Source organism: Rhodococcus cerastii (assembly GCF_033042195.1).
GTDB lineage: Bacteria > Actinomycetota > Actinomycetes > Mycobacteriales > Mycobacteriaceae > Rhodococcoides.
This window is the reverse complement of record NZ_JAWLKF010000001.1, coordinates 837,226-854,076: the sequence shown is the minus strand read 5'-3', so window position 1 is coordinate 854,076 and position 16,851 is coordinate 837,226. Positions and strand designations below refer to the sequence as shown.

The 16,851-nt window shown below is 65.7% G+C and carries 16 protein-coding genes; 9 read left to right on the top strand and 7 right to left on the bottom strand.

Annotated elements, in window-relative coordinates; genetic code table 11:
• Positions 1-57: 57 nt before the first annotated feature.
• From R3P93_RS03855 to R3P93_RS03840, 4 genes are read left to right on the top strand one after another with little or no spacing between them, the layout of a single operon-like run.
• Positions 58-825 carry a DeoR/GlpR family DNA-binding transcription regulator gene (locus R3P93_RS03855; RefSeq protein WP_068050675.1) on the top strand — a complete coding sequence of 256 codons (768 nt, stop codon included), beginning with the start codon at positions 58-60 and terminating at the stop codon, positions 823-825.
• Positions 822-1,832, top strand: a complete 1,011-nt coding sequence (locus R3P93_RS03850) for a 1-phosphofructokinase family hexose kinase (protein WP_317532426.1) — start codon at positions 822-824, stop codon at positions 1,830-1,832. The genes R3P93_RS03855 and R3P93_RS03850 overlap by 4 nt, the downstream gene beginning before the upstream one ends.
• 9 nt (positions 1,833-1,841) lie before the next feature.
• The gene (locus tag R3P93_RS03845) at positions 1,842-3,887 is read left to right on the top strand and encodes a PTS fructose transporter subunit IIABC (RefSeq protein ID WP_317532425.1); all 2,046 of its coding nucleotides are present in this window, start codon (positions 1,842-1,844) and stop codon (positions 3,885-3,887) included.
• 41 nt (positions 3,888-3,928) lie between these two features.
• Entirely contained in the window at positions 3,929-4,186 is a 258-nt protein-coding gene (locus R3P93_RS03840; RefSeq protein WP_068050678.1) for an HPr family phosphocarrier protein, read from the top strand.
• Between the two features lie 30 nt (positions 4,187-4,216).
• On the opposite strand, the gene R3P93_RS03835 is transcribed toward R3P93_RS03840, so the two are convergent.
• The 5 genes from R3P93_RS03835 to R3P93_RS03815 all read right to left on the bottom strand — a co-directional run bounded on the left by R3P93_RS03835 (position 4,217) and on the right by R3P93_RS03815 (position 9,494).
• On the bottom strand, positions 4,217-5,320 hold the full coding sequence (locus R3P93_RS03835; protein ID WP_094688748.1) for a hypothetical protein: 1,104 nt from the start codon (positions 5,318-5,320) through the stop codon (positions 4,217-4,219).
• 5 nt (positions 5,321-5,325) lie between these two features.
• The gene (gene hflX, locus R3P93_RS03830) at positions 5,326-6,876 is read right to left on the bottom strand and encodes a GTPase HflX (protein ID WP_394855245.1); all 1,551 of its coding nucleotides are present in this window, start codon (positions 6,874-6,876) and stop codon (positions 5,326-5,328) included.
• A gap of 79 nt (positions 6,877-6,955) precedes the next feature.
• Positions 6,956-7,825 (bottom strand): diaminopimelate epimerase, encoded by an 870-nt coding sequence (dapF, locus tag R3P93_RS03825; protein ID WP_317532424.1) that lies wholly within the window; start codon positions 7,823-7,825, stop codon positions 6,956-6,958.
• Positions 7,826-7,849: 24 nt separating this feature from the next.
• The gene (gene miaA / locus R3P93_RS03820) at positions 7,850-8,779 is read right to left on the bottom strand and encodes a tRNA (adenosine(37)-N6)-dimethylallyltransferase MiaA (protein ID WP_149405916.1); all 930 of its coding nucleotides are present in this window, start codon (positions 8,777-8,779) and stop codon (positions 7,850-7,852) included.
• On the bottom strand, positions 8,772-9,494 hold the full coding sequence (locus R3P93_RS03815) for a class III extradiol dioxygenase subunit B-like domain-containing protein (protein ID WP_149405917.1): 723 nt from the start codon (positions 9,492-9,494) through the stop codon (positions 8,772-8,774). Before R3P93_RS03815 ends, miaA begins: the two co-directional genes overlap by 8 nt.
• Positions 9,495-9,645: 151 nt before the next feature.
• Between R3P93_RS03815 and R3P93_RS03810 the strand changes: the two genes are divergently transcribed.
• The gene (locus tag R3P93_RS03810; protein ID WP_149405918.1) at positions 9,646-11,133 is read left to right on the top strand and encodes a DUF349 domain-containing protein; all 1,488 of its coding nucleotides are present in this window, start codon (positions 9,646-9,648) and stop codon (positions 11,131-11,133) included.
• Positions 11,134-11,176: 43 nt separating this feature from the next.
• Here R3P93_RS03810 and R3P93_RS03805 read toward each other — a convergent pair whose 3' ends face one another.
• Positions 11,177-11,764 carry an Rv2732c family membrane protein gene (locus tag R3P93_RS03805; RefSeq protein ID WP_068050689.1) on the bottom strand — a complete coding sequence of 196 codons (588 nt, stop codon included), beginning with the start codon at positions 11,762-11,764 and terminating at the stop codon, positions 11,177-11,179.
• The gene (miaB, locus tag R3P93_RS03800) at positions 11,761-13,317 is read right to left on the bottom strand and encodes a tRNA (N6-isopentenyl adenosine(37)-C2)-methylthiotransferase MiaB (RefSeq protein WP_223145642.1); all 1,557 of its coding nucleotides are present in this window, start codon (positions 13,315-13,317) and stop codon (positions 11,761-11,763) included. Before miaB ends, R3P93_RS03805 begins: the two co-directional genes overlap by 4 nt.
• Positions 13,318-13,560: 243 nt before the next feature.
• Here miaB and R3P93_RS03795 point away from each other — a divergent pair, with 243 nt between their 5' ends.
• The 4 genes from R3P93_RS03795 to R3P93_RS03780 all read left to right on the top strand — a co-directional run bounded on the left by R3P93_RS03795 (position 13,561) and on the right by R3P93_RS03780 (position 16,807).
• Complete coding sequence (locus R3P93_RS03795) at positions 13,561-14,289, top strand: amino acid ABC transporter ATP-binding protein (protein WP_188078645.1); 729 nt, start codon at positions 13,561-13,563, stop codon at positions 14,287-14,289.
• A gap of 53 nt (positions 14,290-14,342) precedes the next feature.
• Entirely contained in the window at positions 14,343-15,173 is an 831-nt protein-coding gene (locus tag R3P93_RS03790; protein ID WP_094688752.1) for a glutamate ABC transporter substrate-binding protein, read from the top strand.
• 84 nt (positions 15,174-15,257) lie between these two features.
• Positions 15,258-15,935, top strand: a complete 678-nt coding sequence (locus tag R3P93_RS03785) for an amino acid ABC transporter permease (RefSeq protein WP_149405920.1) — start codon at positions 15,258-15,260, stop codon at positions 15,933-15,935.
• Positions 15,935-16,807 carry an amino acid ABC transporter permease gene (locus tag R3P93_RS03780; RefSeq protein WP_068050696.1) on the top strand — a complete coding sequence of 291 codons (873 nt, stop codon included), beginning with the start codon at positions 15,935-15,937 and terminating at the stop codon, positions 16,805-16,807. Before R3P93_RS03785 ends, R3P93_RS03780 begins: the two co-directional genes overlap by 1 nt.
• Positions 16,808-16,851 lie beyond the last annotated feature (44 nt).

The following is a 16,851-nucleotide window of genomic DNA, read 5'->3' as shown; positions in this document are numbered from 1 at the left end:
TCAACACACACGGGCGTAAAACAACATAAAGCAACATCAACCGGGAAGGAGACGCAGGTGTACGCCGAAGAACGCCAACACGCCATCGCCGAACTGATCAGCACGCACGGCCGCGTCTCCGTCAACGATCTGTCGGCCACGTACGGCGTCACCACCGAAACCGTGCGACGCGATCTCGCCACCCTCGACCGAATGGGAGTCGTCCGCCGCGTCCACGGTGGAGCAGTACCCGCGTCCGCACTGACCACACTCGAGCCCGGCGTCTCCGAGCGAGAGTTCACCCGCGCCGACCAGAAGGACGCCATCGCAGCCGCGGCGTTGTCCTTTCTGCCACCGGTGGGCGGCAGTGCGGTGTTCGACGCGGGCACCACGACGGGCCGGTTGGCGGGGCTGCTTCCCCACGACCGCGAGCTGACTCTGGTGACCAACTCGGTGCCGATCGCCGCCCGGGCCGCAACCATGCCGAGCGTGAGTCTTCGACTGCTCGGCGGGCGGGTGCGCGGAACCACCCAGGCTGCCGTCGGCGACGAAGCACTGCGCGCCCTCGAATGGCTACGGGTGGACGTCGCGTTCATCGGTACCAACGCCATCAGCGTCGGGCACGGCCTGTCCACCCCGGACAGCGACGAGGCAGCCGTCAAGCGCGCGATGGTCGATGCAGCCAACCACGTTGTGGTGCTCGCAGATTCGTCGAAGATCGGACGCGAGCACCTCGTCAGCTTCGCCCGAGTGCAGTCCATCGACGTGATCGTCACCGACAGCGATATCTCGAACAACGACCGTAAGAAGCTCAGCGACAAAGGAATCGAGGTGGTGATCGCATGATGGTCACACTCACGGCCAACCCGAGCATCGACCGCACGGTCACGCTCGACACACCACTGGTTCGCGGGGGCGTGCACCGGGCATCGACGTCGGTCTCCGACCCGGGTGGCAAGGGCGTCAACGTCGCTCGTGTCCTCGGCGGATCCGGAATCGACGCGATGGCCGTACTCCCGGCCAATGTCGGAGACCCGCTGCTCGACGCGATGTCCGACAAGGGCGTGCGGTACTCCGCCGTTCCGACGTCGGGGCCGGCCCGTACCAACATCACGGTGAGCGAGGTCGGTGGCACCACCACCAAGATCAACGAGCCCGGTGCGACGGTGTCGGAGCAGACCCGCACCGAGCTGCGGGAGCGAATCCTCTCTCTCGCAGTCGATGCCGAATGGGTGGTGCTCTCCGGTTCGCTTCCGCCCGGTCTGCCCGTCGACTGGTACGCCGAGCTCGTCACGGCGCTGCGTGCCACGTCGGCGAAAGTTGCGGTGGATACCTCCGACGAGCCACTGCTCGCTCTCGCGGCGGCCTTCCCGGCGTCGGCACCCGATCTGATCAAACCCAATTCCGAGGAACTCGCCCAACTCACCGGGTACGATTCCGAAGAGTTGGAAAGCGCAGCGGCGCAGGGTGATCCGACGGCTGCGATCGCAGCCAGCACCATCCTTCTCGGCCGAGGTGTCGGCGCGGTGTTGGCCACTCTCGGCAGCGCCGGAGCCGTGCTGGTCACCTCCGGCGGATCCTGGTACGCCAGCCCACCCCCGATCACCGCGGTCAGCACGGTCGGCGCAGGCGATTCCTCGCTCGCCGGCTACATCCTCGCCGACGCCGAGAACTGTTCCGACGCAGACAAACTTCGCCGCGCCGTCGCCTACGGAACGGCGGCAACCGCGCTTCCAGGCACCACGCTTCCACTGCCCGAGCAGACCCATCCGAATTCGGTGACGGTCCGTGCGCTCGACATCCCCACCTCCGTCAGCCCGTCCACGCTCTCCCCTTCCTCGAACAGTCTCTAGGAGTCCTCAATGTCCACCCCCACCGAGGATCAGCAGATCATCGCCGAGGATCTGATCCTCCTCGACGCCGATCTCGGCGAATCCAAGGAATCCGTCATCGAACGCCTCGCAGGCGTTCTGGCTTCCGCGGGTCGCGCAACCGAGACCGATGCTCTGCGCGACGCCGCTCTGGCCCGCGAAGCGCAGTCGGCAACAGGCCTGCCCGGCGGAATCGCCATCCCGCACTGCCGATCCGAAGCGGTCACCTCGGCCTCGCTCGGATTCGCCCGACTGAACCCCAAGGTCGATTTCGGAGCCCCCGACGGCCCCGCCGACCTCGTGTTCCTCATCGCCGCGCCGGCCGGAGCCGGATCCGCACACATGAAGTTGCTTTCCAGCCTGGCGCGTGCCCTGGTCAAGCCGGAGTTCGTCACCTCGCTGCGCAACGCGTCCTCGGCAACCGAGATCGTCACACTCGTCGACGGCGTCATCAATCCTGCTGCCAAGCCGGCCGCGACGACCACTGCGGCAGCCCCCGTGTCGACCGCCAAGCACAGCGCGGCCGCCACTCCGGCCGAGGCCACTGCCCCGAAGCACATCGTCGCAGTCACCGCCTGCCCCACCGGAATCGCGCACACCTACATGGCTGCCGATTCCCTGGTCGCCGCCGGTGAGCGCGCCGGAGTCACGGTGCACGTCGAGACCCAGGGCTCGAGCGGCAGCACGCCGCTGGACCCGAAGATCATCGCCGGAGCCGAAGCAGTCATCTTCGCCACCGATGTGGGCGTCAAGGGCCGCGAGCGTTTCGCCGGCAAGCCCGTCATCTCCTCGGGCGTCAAGCGCGCCATCAACGAGCCCGACGTCATGCTCACCGAAGCCCTACGCGCTGCACTGAACCCGGACGCAGCTCGCGTCGGCGGTACCGCAGTGGCTGCCGGATCGAACGACTCCGCAGGTGAACTCGGCTGGGGCACCCGCATCCGCCAGATCCTGCTCACCGGCGTCAGCTACATGATCCCGTTCGTCGCGGCCGGTGGTCTGCTGATCGCTCTCGGCTTCCTGCTCGGCGGATACGAGATCTCCGGAGTTGCCGAGGATATCGTCGTCAACAACTCCATCACCTCACTGCCCGAAGGCGGAATCGCCGCCTACCTCGGTGCCGTGCTCTTCCAGATCGGCGCGCTGTCCTTCAGCTTCCTGGTGCCAGCACTGGCCGGCTACATTTCCTACGCCATTGCCGACAGACCAGGTCTGGCACCAGGATTCACCGCAGGTGCGGTGGCCGTTCTGGTGGGTGCAGGCTTCATCGGCGGTCTCGTCGGTGGTCTGATCGCCGGCTTCGTCGCACTCTGGATCAGCAAGTGGAAGATCCCCGCAGTTCTGCGCGGACTCATGCCGGTCGTCATCATTCCGCTCTTCGCCACACTCATCGTCGGCGCGATCATGTTTCTGCTGCTCGGCAAGCCACTCGCCGCGATCACCAGTGGACTCACCGACTGGCTCAACGGCCTCAGCGGTTCCTCGGTCATCATCCTCGGCATCATTCTCGGCCTGATGATGTGCTTCGACCTCGGCGGACCGGTCAACAAGGCAGCCTACGCATTCGCCACCGCAGGCCTGTCGGTCACCGACACCGCGTCGCTCCGCATCATGGCAGCGGTCATGGCCGCCGGAATGGTGCCGCCGCTCGCCATGGCACTCGCCTCGACCGTCCGCGCACGCCTGTTCACCGAAGCCGAACGCGAGAACGGCAAAGCCGCGTGGTTCCTGGGAGCTGCATTCATCTCTGAGGGCGCAATCCCGTTCGCCGCGGCGGACCCGTTCCGCGTCATCCCCTCGATGATGGCCGGCGGCGCAGTGACCGGTGCGATGATCATGGCGTTCGACGTCACCCTCAGCGCACCCCACGGCGGCATCTTCGTGTTCTTCGCGATCGGAAACATCCTGTGGTTCATCCTTTCGCTGGCAGCGGGCACCATCGTCTCGGCGTTCCTGGTCGTCTCGGCCAAGCAGTTCGTCAAGGGCAAGAACGCCCCGTCGGACGCCGAACTCGATCCCGCACTCGCCACCGTCTGACACTCGCTACGATCGCAACAACCCCACTACGAAGGAGCACCATGCCCAGCACCACAGTCGCCGTCGGATCCTCGATCGGTCTGCACGCCCGCCCCGCAGCACTGATCGCCGACGCCGTCGCCGAAGCCGGCGTAGACGTCACCCTCGCAGTGGCCGACTCGGAGCCGGTGGATGCAGGTTCGGCCCTGATGATCATGACGCTCGGCGCCACCAAGGGCACCGAAGTCACCGTCAGCAGCGACGACCAGGCCGCACTCGACAAGGTCGTCGCCCTCGTCGAAGCAGACTTGGACGCATAGGTCGTTCCGCAGGCTCCACTCCTGCGACGCCTAACGAGAGCGCATCGATCGCCGGACGGTGAATCCCACCGCTCCAGCGATCAGCACCACACCGGCAGCGACGGCCGCTCGGAACTCCCATTCCGAGTCCGTCGCTGTCGGCGTTTGCGGCGACCGATCTGCGCTCGAGGTCGGCGACACCGACTGCGGCGCACTGGATTCGGCGGCGGTGGGCTCCGGAACAGCGAGTTCGAGAGACCGCGCATCCGTGAATCGAAGAATCGGCGGAAGGCTTCCGTCCGTCGGAGCGTAACCCGCTTCCGACGCCAGGAGCAGACTTCCGTCGTCGAGGAACGCCAGTGCCTCGCCCTGCGGTTGATCGGGCAAAGCCGTCACTGCCCGCGGCGTGGCAGGATCGACCAGCGCGGACGCAATATCGCCATCGGACGAATCGAACAGGTACGCGTCGGTGTACGTGCGCACCGCGGCGACGGTGCCGTCGGCGCTCACCGCTCCCCCGGTCGCCAATATCGATCCGACCACGAACGGCGGCCCACCGACCGTGTCCGTTGCGGTGAACGCCAGATCTCCCACCTTGCGCATCGGCGTCGGCCCTGGACTGCTCAGATCGGTGACCGATTCGTCGCCTGCAGGTACGTACACCCCGCTCACGCCCGAGAGTTCCTTGGTGACGATCACCGGTCTACCACCGGGCTCGATCAGGATCGCCTCGGCGTCGTGTGCGCCGTCCGGGTAGGTCAGTCGGTACAGTTCGCCCGCACCCGATGCCGGGTCCATGCGCGTCAATGCCACTGTGTCGCGCCGCATCTGATTGTCGCCGATGTCCGCCAACCACAGCGAGCCGTCGTACGACGTCAGGTCCTCGACGTCGTACGGGTCGACGGGAACGTCGATCCATCGCTCGACCGTGCAGTCGGCACCGAGCGCCGCGACCCGATCATCGGCTCCGCTGTCGCCGATTGCGTAGAGGACCCCGTCGATCGAGGTCAGGCCGGACAACTCGGCGAGACCAGGATCGGTTGGTCGACAATACGTTTCGGTCTCGATCGGAGCTGCGAAGGCAGGCCCCGAGAACGCGACCGTCGTCGCGACCGCAGCCGCGGCCGCTCCGCACACCACCAGCCGTGGCCCCACCGAGATCAGGCGGTGGGAACGGTTGCCGTGAACTCGACCAGCGCTGCCGCGAGCGATTGCGGCACACGCGCTTCCACGCGCGTGCCCTCTTCCTCATGGGTGGATTTCACGATCCGGCCGTCGGTGTGGATGCGCGCGACCAGATCGCCACGGGTGTACGGCACGAGTACGTCGACCAACACGTCCGGCTCGGAGAGGATCTCGGCCAGGTGATCTCGCAGGGCGTCGATTCCCTCGCCGGTCTTGGCCGAGACGAACCGCGCGCCGTCGAGCAATCCGCGCAGCTGGGTCAGCTGCACCGGATCAGCAGCGTCGATCTTGTTGACCACCAACAACTCCGGCGGCATCTTCGCATCCTGCTCGCGAACAACCTCGGTGATCACCTCGCGCACGGCCTTGATCTGATCGATCGGAAGAGGATCCGATCCGTCGACCACGTGCAGCAGCAGGGCTGCATCGGTGACTTCCTCGAGCGTCGAGCGGAACGCTTCGACCAACTGAGTCGGAAGGTGCCGAACGAAGCCGACGGTGTCGGTCAGCACGATCTCGCGGCCGTCTTCGAGGGTCGACTTCCGCGTGGTGGGATCGAGGGTGGCGAACAACGCGTTCTGGACCAACACACCGGATCCGGTCAGGGCATTCAGCAGACTCGACTTGCCCGCGTTCGTGTATCCCACGATCGCGATGGACGGCACCGTACCGCTCAGGCGCTGTTCGCGTTTGGTGTCGCGGGCCTGCTTCATGCCCTTGATCTCGCGGCGCAGCTTGGCCATTCGCTCGCGGATGCGTCGACGGTCGGTCTCGATCTTCGTCTCACCCGGTCCGCGCAGACCCACACCACCGTTGCTGCCTGCACGTCCACCGGCCTGCCGCGACATGGATTCACCCCAGCCGCGGAGCCTGGGCAACATGTACTCCATCTGCGCGAAGGCGACCTGCGCCTTGCCTTCTCGCGAGGTCGCGTGCTGGGCGAAGATGTCGAGGATCAGCGCGGTGCGGTCGATGACCTTGACCTTGACGACCTTCTCCAGCGCATTGAGCTGAGCAGGCGTCAGTTCACCGTCGCAGATCACCGTGTCGGCACCGGTCGCGAGGACGATGTCGCGCACTTCCTTGGCCTTGCCGGAACCGATGTACGTCGCGGCGTCGGGCTTGTCGCGTCGCTGCATCAGCGCTTCGAGTACCTCCGAGCCGGCGGTCTCGGCCAGCGCAGCCAGTTCGGTCATGCTGGACTCGGCCTGCGCGGCCGTGCCTGTGGTCCAGACTCCGACCAACACGACGCGTTCGAGGCGCAGCTGCCGGTACTCGACCTCGGTGACGTCGGTGAGTTCGGTGGACAGTCCGGCCACTCGACGTAGCGCGGTGCGGTCTTCGAGCTGCATGTCGCCGGACGACGGGGAGTTCTCGTCGTTCAGTGGAGACCGAGCCAGTCGCCTCGACCATGCGTCGGACTCTTCGCGAGTCCAGGCGGATTCGGTTTCGGGAGCACCGTCGACCTCGTCGCGACTGTCGTCGACCGGTTCGCCCGCAGGGGATGTTTCATGTGAGTTCGTCATACGACACCCATGATCCACGAAAAGCCCAGCGTATGCACGCGGGTTTCGGTCCGGGCGGATGCCGAGGCCGGTGCGATCGTCAGGACTGAGCCTTCAGCCACCGGTCGTCGATCTCGCCGCGGGCCAGCAGCACCGACGGTCCGCGCAGAGTGGCACCGACGTGATCGATGTTCACGCGCACCCGACCGCCGAGCACACCGACGCTCACCTCCCCGGTCTCGAGGCCCTCGAAGGACAGCGCGGCTGCGGCCGCCGCCACGGTTCCGGTGCCACACGATCGCGTCTCCCCGACGCCGCGCTCGAACACGCGCATCTCGACGGCTCCGTCGTCGAGCCTGGTCAGGATCTCGACGTTCGCGCCGCGGGGAAAGAACTCGGAGTCCAGTGTCGGCGGCGCGGTCAAGTCGAGAGCGCCGAGAGATGCGCGCGTCAACGCACCGTCGACACAGGCCAGATGAGGGTTCCCGACGTCGATCCCGACGCCCTCGTACGTTCCACCCGCGAGGGTCACCGAGCTCGAGCCCATCAGCGTGACATCACCCATCGCCACGGTGACATCGGCGTCGGTGTCGTCGAACGAGTGGACGGTCACAGCGCGTGCACCGGCCCGCGAACCCACCACGAACTGGTCACGTTGTTCGAGATCGTGCACCCGCAGATAGTGCGCGAACACGCGGACGCCGTTGCCGCACATCTCGGCGATGGTGCCGTCACCGTTGCGGTAGTCCATGAACCAGTCCTCGGGCTCGACACCCGACGGAATTCGATCGAGTACGCCTGCATCTCGGAGCACACCGGCCCGGGCGACGCGCAGAATGCCGTCGGCACCGAGGCCCTGGCGTCGATCACACAACACCGAGACCGCCGACCTGGTGAGTTCGAGCTCGGCTGCCGGATCCGGCAGTACGACGAAGTCGTTCTGAGTTCCATGGCCTTTGGCGAAGTGCATGGCCGCGAGTCTACGGGGGTTCCGTTACGCGGGGTCGATCGCGGACAGGGCGTCCGACATCAGCGTGGGCGACGCACCGTCGAGCCAACGGACACGGTCGTCGCGGCGAAACCACGAGCGTTGGCGTCGCACGTAGCGTCTGGTTCCGATGAACGTCCGTTCCCGCGCGAACTCGACGTCGTACTCCCCCGCCAACACGTCGAGAGCCTGCGCGTACCCGATCGCGCGCGACGCGGTGACGCCCTCACGCAGCCCCAGACCGAGCAGCCCTTCCACCTCGTCGAGCAGTCCGGTCTCGAACATCTGTCGCGTGCGCTCGGCGATCCGCTCGTCCAGTTCGGCCGTGTCGCGGTCGACTCCGAGCACCACCGTGCCCCAGCGAGGTGCGCCGATCTTCGGAGCCGAGGCCGCGAACGGCTGCCCGGTCAGCTCCACCACCTCGAGCGCCCGGACCATGCGCCTGCCGTCGGTGGGCAGTATCGATGCGGCAGCCTCGGGATCGGCGGCCGTCAACGCGCGATGGATCTCCTCGACACCGTTGCGATCGAGGACTGCTTCCCACTTCGCCCGCACGACGGGGTCGGTTGCCGGAAAGGCCCACTCGTCGAGCAACGATTGCACGTACATCATCGACCCCCCGACGATGATCGGTCGCAATCCGCGCGATCGAATGTCCTCGACGTCGGCGACCGCAGCCGCTTGATACCGCGCGACGGTGGCGATGTCGGTGACCTCGAGCACATCGAGTTGATGGTGCGGAATCCCGCGCCGCTGAGCGACTGGCAGTTTCGCGGTCCCGATGTCCATTCCCCGGTACTGCTGCATCGCGTCGATATTGACGATTTCACCGCCGAATGTCTCGGCCAGATCGAGAGCCAGGTCGGATTTGCCTGCGGCCGTCGGGCCGATGATCGCGACCGGAGTCGTGGCCGGATCGCTCGCCCCATCAGTCACGAGACCAGGTCCCCACGAAGTATCCGACGCCGAAAGGGGCACCTCGGTAGAGCTCCGTCGTCGTCTTCGCATCGGCTCCGGCGAGTGCTGCCAGCACCTGCCACGCCGGTCGGCCGCTGACACCGAGCGATGCGCACAGGTCCGGTTCCAGACCGGCCAACGCGTCGACGTCCGCTGCCGCGAGGGCATCGTCGATCCGGCGCTGGACCTCCTCGGCGCGCTCGTCGAACGATCCGGGGGCCTTCGGAGTCAGCGTGTTCGCCCCGTCTGCCAGCACCAGAACGCCCCAGCTCTCCGCCGAGGCGTCGAACTCTCGGCGCAGCTCCTCGCCGAACTCCGCGCACCACTCGGGGCTCGCATCGGCCGGGATCGTGCGGACCTCGACCGGATCGTCGGGCGCAGCCTGTCCTCGCAGCCACCCCGCGATCAGAACGGCCAGCGGCAGGTCCGGGTCTGCCCCAGTCTGATCCGCGGCGCTGGACAGGCTCACGACCACGTCGACTCCGAAGCCCCGAAACGTGCCGACAGTGGCCTCGCCGAACGTGGAGGACGTGCGATCGACGCCGACGGCGATCCAGCGGTCGACCGTCGACGTCAGGTGTGTCGTGGCGCTGACGGCGGCGACCCGAAGATCTGCTGTCTCGGCCTCCCCCGCGCCCATCAGTTCGGGGACCAACAACGGCGGAGAGGGCACCAGGGCCGCGGCACGAAACACGAGCACCACGCTAGTCGCTGGTGCGACTTGGCCGGACGGGTCCACCTCGAGTCGTCTGAGCTGTTTCAATGGTCCGATCGGTCGTCACCTAGTTCAATGGTGTCCAGATCGCGATTGAGGCAGCCGTGACGCGCGGCAGAGATGAGGAACAATGACCGACCCGAACGCCGGTACCCCCACCACCCCCGAGGCTCCGTCCTCGGATGCACCCGCCCAGCCCCCCGGTGCCACCGCTCCCGATGCGGCGAACCACGGCGGACCCAAGCCCGGAGGTGGACCCAAGCCGGGCGGTGGACCGAAGCCCGGTGGTGGACCCAGGCCCGCGGGCCCAGGTGCCGGTTCTCCTCGGCCCGGCAGTTCGGCCGGTGCCAAACCTCACCCCACGCCCTCCCACGTCCCCACGGCAATCCCGGCGGTCACGCCTGCGAGCGATCCCAGCAAGTTCGGCAGAGTCGACGACGACGGTACGGCGTGGGTGACCACCTCCGACGGCGAGCGGCAGATCGGGTCCTGGCAAGCCGGAGACGCAGCGGAAGGGCTCGCCCATTTCGGTCGGCGTTACGACGATCTGGCCACCGAGGTCGGTCTGCTCGAAGCTCGATTGACCTCCGGTACAGGCGATGCCAAGAAGACGAAGGCCGCAGCGTCCGCGCTGCTGGAGAGCCTGCCGACTGCGGCAGTGATCGGTGACCTCGATCTGCTCGCGAGGCGACTCGACGCGGTCGTCGAGCATTCGGATGCCGCAGCAGCGGTGGCCAAGCACGAGAAGGAGCTCGAACGCGCCGAACACACGGCACGCAAGGAAGCTCTCGCAGTCGAAGCCGAACAGATCGGCAGCGAATCGACCCAGTGGAAGCACGCGGGAGATCGGCTACGCGAAATCCTCGACGAGTGGAAGACGATTCGCGGGGTCGACCGCAAGATCGACGATGCCCTGTGGAAGCGGTACTCGAAGGCTCGGGAAAACTTCAATCGTCGCCGCGGCGCGCACTTCGCCGATCTCGATCGTGAGCGCGGTGCGGCCAAGACTCGCAAGGAAGAACTCGTCGAGCGGGCCAAAGCCCTGTCGTCGTCCACCGATTGGGGTCCCACCGCAGCTGCGTTCCGCGATCTGCTGGTGGAGTGGAAAGCATCCGGCCGCGCTCCTCGTGATGCCGACGACGCTCTGTGGAAGAACTTCAAGGCCGCACAGGACGTGTTCTTCGCCGCCCGTAACGCCGCGGCCTCCGAGCGGGACGCCGAGTTCGAGGCCAACGCCGAGGCCAAGGAAGCCCTGCTGGCCAAGACCCACATCGACCCGAGCAAGGACCTCGACGCTGCCCGCTCGGCGCTGCGCGATCTGCAGGACAAGTGGGATGCAATCGGCAAGGTCCCGCGCGAGAAGATGCAGGAACTCGAAGGCAAACTGCGCGCGATCGAGAAGTCGGTGCACGACGCGGTCGAGTCGCAGTGGCGTCGCTCCGACCCCGAGGCCGTTGCCCGCGCGGCCCAGTTCCGCGAACGGGTGGCTCAGTTCGAGGATCAGGCTGCGAAGGCGACCGCAGCAGGCAAGACCAAGGATGCCGAGCGTGCGCTGGCACAGGCGCAGCAGTGGCGCGAGTGGGCCGACGCAGCGGAGAGCGCCGTCGACGAGCTGTGAGTCGACGAACTGTGATTCGCTGACCGAGGACGGCCGTTCGGGCCTACGGGGCCGAGTGGCCGTCCCACAGTCGTAGCTTCTGTTCACCCGACGCCGCCGCGATGCGTCGCTGCTCCTGGGCGGCGAGTTGGGCGTTCGTCTTCTTCCACACGGCCTTGAGCCAGTGGAACGTCAGAGCGATGACGGTGATCCACGCGATGATCAGGCCGATTCCCGGTCCGGCGCCCTGCACGTTGTCCGGCACGGTCTGCCGCGTCCAGATCGAGAACATTCCGTACACCGACGACACCGCGCACCCTGCCAGGGCAGCCCAGGCCAGCGCCCAGATGCGGGTGACGAGTGCGAGCACCGACATCACCACACCGAACGTGAGCACGAGCACGACGAAGACGCGCGACGGCAGCGCGATCGATTCGGCAACTGCGGCATCGCTGCCCGTGAGCACGTCGAACCCGCTGGCCGATCCGGTGTGCGGCAACGCGAACGTGAACAGCAGGACCATGACCAGCCCGGCCACCACCATGGCCCGCGCGCCCGGATCCAGTTCGGTCATCACCGCCCTCTCGGTCCGTCCGAGTTCCTCTGCGGATCGAGAGGGTACGACGCGATCGGGTCCGTCTGTCTCTGTCATGCGGTGCATCCTGTCTCTGGCGTCAGCGGCGCCGGTGCGCCGATCGAGGGAAGTCCGAGGCCGACGCCGATCGGTGCCGTCTTCGGCATCACTCCGCGTTCGTGGGCATCGCCTGCTGCCGTACGCCTGTGGGTGAGCACGCCGGCATCGGCGATGAGGTGGTACGGGGCGGCTGCAGTGAGTGTGGTCGTGACGACGTCACCCGGACGAATCTCGCTCGCCCTGTCGGCGTCCACGGCGAAGTGGACGAGTCGGCCGTCCCTGGCTCGCCCGCTCATCCGATGGGTTGCTGCGTTCTTGCGACCTTCACCGGTGGCGACGAGCAGTTCGACCTCGGTACCGATCAGCGCCTGGTTGGCCGCGAGAACGATCTCCTCCTGCAACGCGATCAGCCGCAGATACCGTTCTTGCACAACCTCTTTGGGAACCTGGTCGGGCATGTCGGCCGCCGGGGTGCCCGGACGCTTCGAGTACTGGAACGTGTAGGCGTTGGCGAACTTCGCCCGTCGCACCACGTCGAGGGTCTGCTCGAAGTCCTCTTCGGTCTCGCCGGGGAAGCCGACGATGATGTCGGTGGTGACGGCCGCGTGCGGCATGGCCGCACGCACCTTGTCGATGATGCCCATGAACTTCGTCTGCCGGTAGGACCTGCGCATGGCCTTGAGGATTCGGTCCGATCCGGACTGCAGCGGCATGTGCAGGGTGGGGCAGATGTTCGGGGTCGACGCCATGGCCTCGATGACGTCGTCGGTGAACTCGGCGGGGTGCGGTGACGTGAAGCGCACCCGCTCCAGCCCCTCGATCGAGCCGCAAGCGGTCAGCAGCGAGGCGAACGCGCCGCGATCACGGGGCATGTCCGGATCGGCGAACGAGGCACCGTACGCATTGACGTTCTGGCCGAGCAGAGTCACCTCGAGGACGCCCTGATCCACCAAAGCCTGTACCTCGGCGAGGATGTCACCCGGCCTGCGGTCGATTTCCTTGCCGCGCAATGCGGGGACGATACAGAACGTGCAGGTGTTGTTGCAGCCCACCGAGATCGACACCCAGCCGGCGTAGGCGGATTCTCGCTTCGCGGGGAGGGTGGAGGGAAAGGCCTCGAGGGATTCGAGGATCTCGACCTGCGCCTGTTCGTTGTGCCGGGCGCGCTCGAGCAGAACCGGCAGCGACCCGATGTTGTGGGTGCCGAAGACGACGTCGACCCACGGTGCCTTCTCCACGACGGTGTTGCGGTCCTTCTGCGCCAGGCAGCCACCGACAGCGATCTGCATGTTGGGATTGCGCGTCTTCGCAGGCCGCAACATGCCCAGGTTGCCGTAGAGCTTGTTGTCGGCGTTCTCGCGCACCGCGCACGTGTTGAACACGACCAGATCCGCGTCGGTGCCCGAGTCCGCCGGCACGTAGCCCGCTTCCTCGAGCAGTCCGGACAGCCGCTCCGAATCGTGGACGTTCATCTGACAACCGTGCGTACGCACTTCGTAGCTGCGGGCACCTGCCGCCGACCCGTCGGTGAGCGGTACGGGCTCGGTAACCCCGCGTTCGGTCACGTCCATGGTCGGAAAAACACTCGTTTGCACCCCTCCAGGGTACGTCCATCGCACCGACCGACACGCCGGGGTCGAGGGCTCCACCGGAGACTGTCCAGGGCCGATGCAGACCGTCAGTAAAGTTTCCATTACATAATCGAAGATGACGGGCGAAAACACCGGTCGGCGAGGAAACTACGCATAGGGTTTCGATCTATGACGCACGCCACCGACGCGCCGGCATCGACTCCCCCGCCGGGCGCACCTTCGATGATCTCGCTCAAATCCGTCGACAAACATTTCGGTGATCTGCACGTCCTCAAGGACATCAACCTGGAAGTGCCGGCCGGACAGGTCGTCATCGTCGTTGGTCCTTCCGGATCGGGCAAGTCGACCCTGTGCCGAACGATCAATCGGTTGGAGCCGATCGACTCCGGTGCCATCGAGGTGGACGGAGAGCTGCTCCCCGCCGAGGGCAAGGCTCTGGCCGCACTGCGTGCCGACGTGGGCATGGTGTTCCAGTCGTTCAACCTGTTCGCGCACAAGACGATTCTGCAGAACGTCATGCTCGCGCCCATGAAGGTGCGCAAGCAGAAGAAGGACGAGGCGGAAAAGAGCGCGTTGGCTCTGCTCGAACGCGTGGGTATCGCCAACCAGGCCGACAAGTACCCCGCCCAGTTGTCCGGTGGTCAGCAGCAGCGTGTCGCCATCGCTCGATCTCTCGCCATGAACCCCAAGGTGATGCTCTTCGACGAGCCCACCTCGGCCCTCGACCCCGAGATGGTCAACGAGGTACTCGACGTCATGACCTCGCTTGCCAAAGAGGGCATGACGATGCTCGTCGTCACCCACGAGATGGGCTTCGCCCGCAAGGCAGGCGACCGCGTCATCTTCATGGCCGACGGAGCCGTCGTCGAGGACACCGATCCGGAGACGTTCTTCAAATCCCCCAAGTCCGAACGAGCCAAGGACTTCCTCGGCAAGATTCTCGGCCACTGACCCGCTGCACCGTTCATCCCGTTCACCCCACCCGATCCTTAAGGACATTCACAGTGAGAATCACCCGCCCGATCCGCCTCGGAGTTGCCATTGCAGCTCTGTCCATCGTTGCGACCGCCTGCGGCGGCGGCGAGGAAGCTCGCACCATCTCGACCAGCGCCGAGTCCGGCAACCTCATCGTCGGCATCAAGTTCGACCAGCCCGGCCTCGGGCTGCGCAACCCCGACGGCACGTTCAGCGGATTCGACGTCGAGGTGGCCAAGTACGTTGCCGGTCAGCTGGGTGTCGACGAAGCCAACATCGAGTTCAAGGAATCCCCCTCGGCCCAGCGCGAGACGCTGATCGAGAACGGTGAGGTCGACTACATCGTCGCCACCTACTCGATCACCGATACGCGCAAGGAAAAGGTCGGTTTCGCCGGACCGTACTTCGTGGCGGGACAGTCACTGCTGGTGAGCCAGGACAACACCGACATCACCGGTGCCGATTCGCTCGAGGGCAAGCGTCTGTGCTCGGTCACCGGCTCCACCCCGGCCCAGAACATCGCCGACGAGTACCCGGGTGTGCAGCTCCAGCCCTTCGACACGTACTCCGCCTGCGTCGAGGCACTGCGCAACGGCACCGTCGATGCGGTGACGACGGACGACATCATCCTCGCCGGCTACGCCGCACAGTCTCCCGGACAGTTCAAGGTGGTCGGTGAGCCGTTCACCACGGAGAACTACGGCATCGGCCTGAACAAGGACGACACCGAAGGACGCAACCAGATCAACGACGCCATCGAAGAGATGGTCTCCAGCGGTGCCTGGGAGCAGGCCTTCAACGACACCGTCGGCGCATCGGGCTACCCGCTTCCCGCAGCGCCGACAGTCGACCGCTACTGATCGACTCGATCGTCGTGTCCCGCAAGCCTCGCTTGCGGGACACGACGGTTCGATCTCTCCGAGCCGTGAGGATCAACAAGCACCGTGAATCTATTGAGCAAGTACGGCGATCAACTGATCGAAGCATTCCTGACGACGATCTATCTGACATTGGCATCACTCGTCGGTGCGCTGATCATCGGAACCATCGTCGCCGCCATGCGGGTATCTCCTATTCCGATCGCACGTGGAATCGCTGCCACGTACGTCACCATCTTCCGTAACACTCCGTTGACCCTGGTCATCCTGTTCACCTCGTTCGGCCTGTTTCAGACAATGGGCGTCTCTCTGGCGTCTCAGTCGTCCCCTACGGGCCTCGACGACAACAACTTTCGCCTGGCAATCCTCGGTCTGAGCATCTACACCGCGTCGTTCGTCGCCGAATCGCTGCGGTCCGGAATCAACACGGTCCCGGTCGGTCAGGCCGAAGCGGGTCGCTCACTCGGCATGACGTTCACACAGAACATCTCCATCGTCGTTCTGCCACAGGCATTCCGAGCCGTGATCGGACCTCTCGGCAGCGTCGTGATCGCGCTCACCAAGAATACGACCATCGCATCGGTGATCGGCGTCGCCGAGGCGTCGTTCCTGATGAAGAACATGATCGAGAACGAGGCCGCGATCTTCGTCGTCGGTGGCATCTTCGCACTCGGGTTCATGATCCTGACGCTCCCGACCGGGTTGCTGTTCGGCTACATCAGCAAGCGATTGGCGGTGTCATGATGAGTGATGCAGTAGCAGTTCTGTACGACGTCCCGGGCCCGAAAGCGGTACTGCGATACCGCATTCTGACCGTGGTCGTTGCAGTCGTCTCGCTGGGGATCGCGTTTCTGATCTACCGGGCGCTCGACTCGAAGGGGCAGTTGACCGCTGAGAAGTGGGATCCGTTCCTCGAATCGACCACGTGGACCACCTATCTGTTGCCCGGTATTCAGGGCACGCTGGTGGCAGCGGCCCTGTCGATCGTGTTCGCCCTGATCCTCGGTGCCGTACTCGGTATCGGCAGGTTGTCCGATCATCGAGTCGTGCGAGTGATCAGTGGCGCATTCGTCGAGGTGTTCCGCGCCGTTCCGGTGCTGATCCTGATGATCTTCCTGTACGCCGTCTACGCCGACTACGAGGTCTTCAAAGTCAAGTACCTGGCCTTGGCTGCGGTGGTCACGGGTCTGACCCTGTACAACGGTTCGGTCATTGCCGAGATCGTGCGTGCCGGCGTCAATTCCCTGCCCAAGGGCCAGCGCGAAGCCGCGTCGGCGTTGGGCATGCGCAAGAGCCAGGTCATGCTCCTGGTTCTGCTCCCCCAGGCCGTCACCGCCATGCTTCCGGCGATCATCTCGCAGATGGTGGTAGCACTGAAGGACTCGGCGCTGGGTTACGTCATCGGCTACGTCGAAGTCGTCCGTTCCGGGCAGCAGGTGGGCGCGTTCTACAGCAACTACCTGCCGTCGTTGGTGATTGTCGCCGTCATCATGATCATCATCAACTCCGCTTTGACGAAGCTGGCCACCGTGGTGGAACGTCGTCTGCGTTCTCGCAAGCGCAAGGCCGGCGCGACTGAAGTGGTTCCGGCTCTCGACGGTGGTCAGGCAGCCTGACCACACGACACTGAAACTGGTCGAGGCCCTCGACAAGTAAGGCC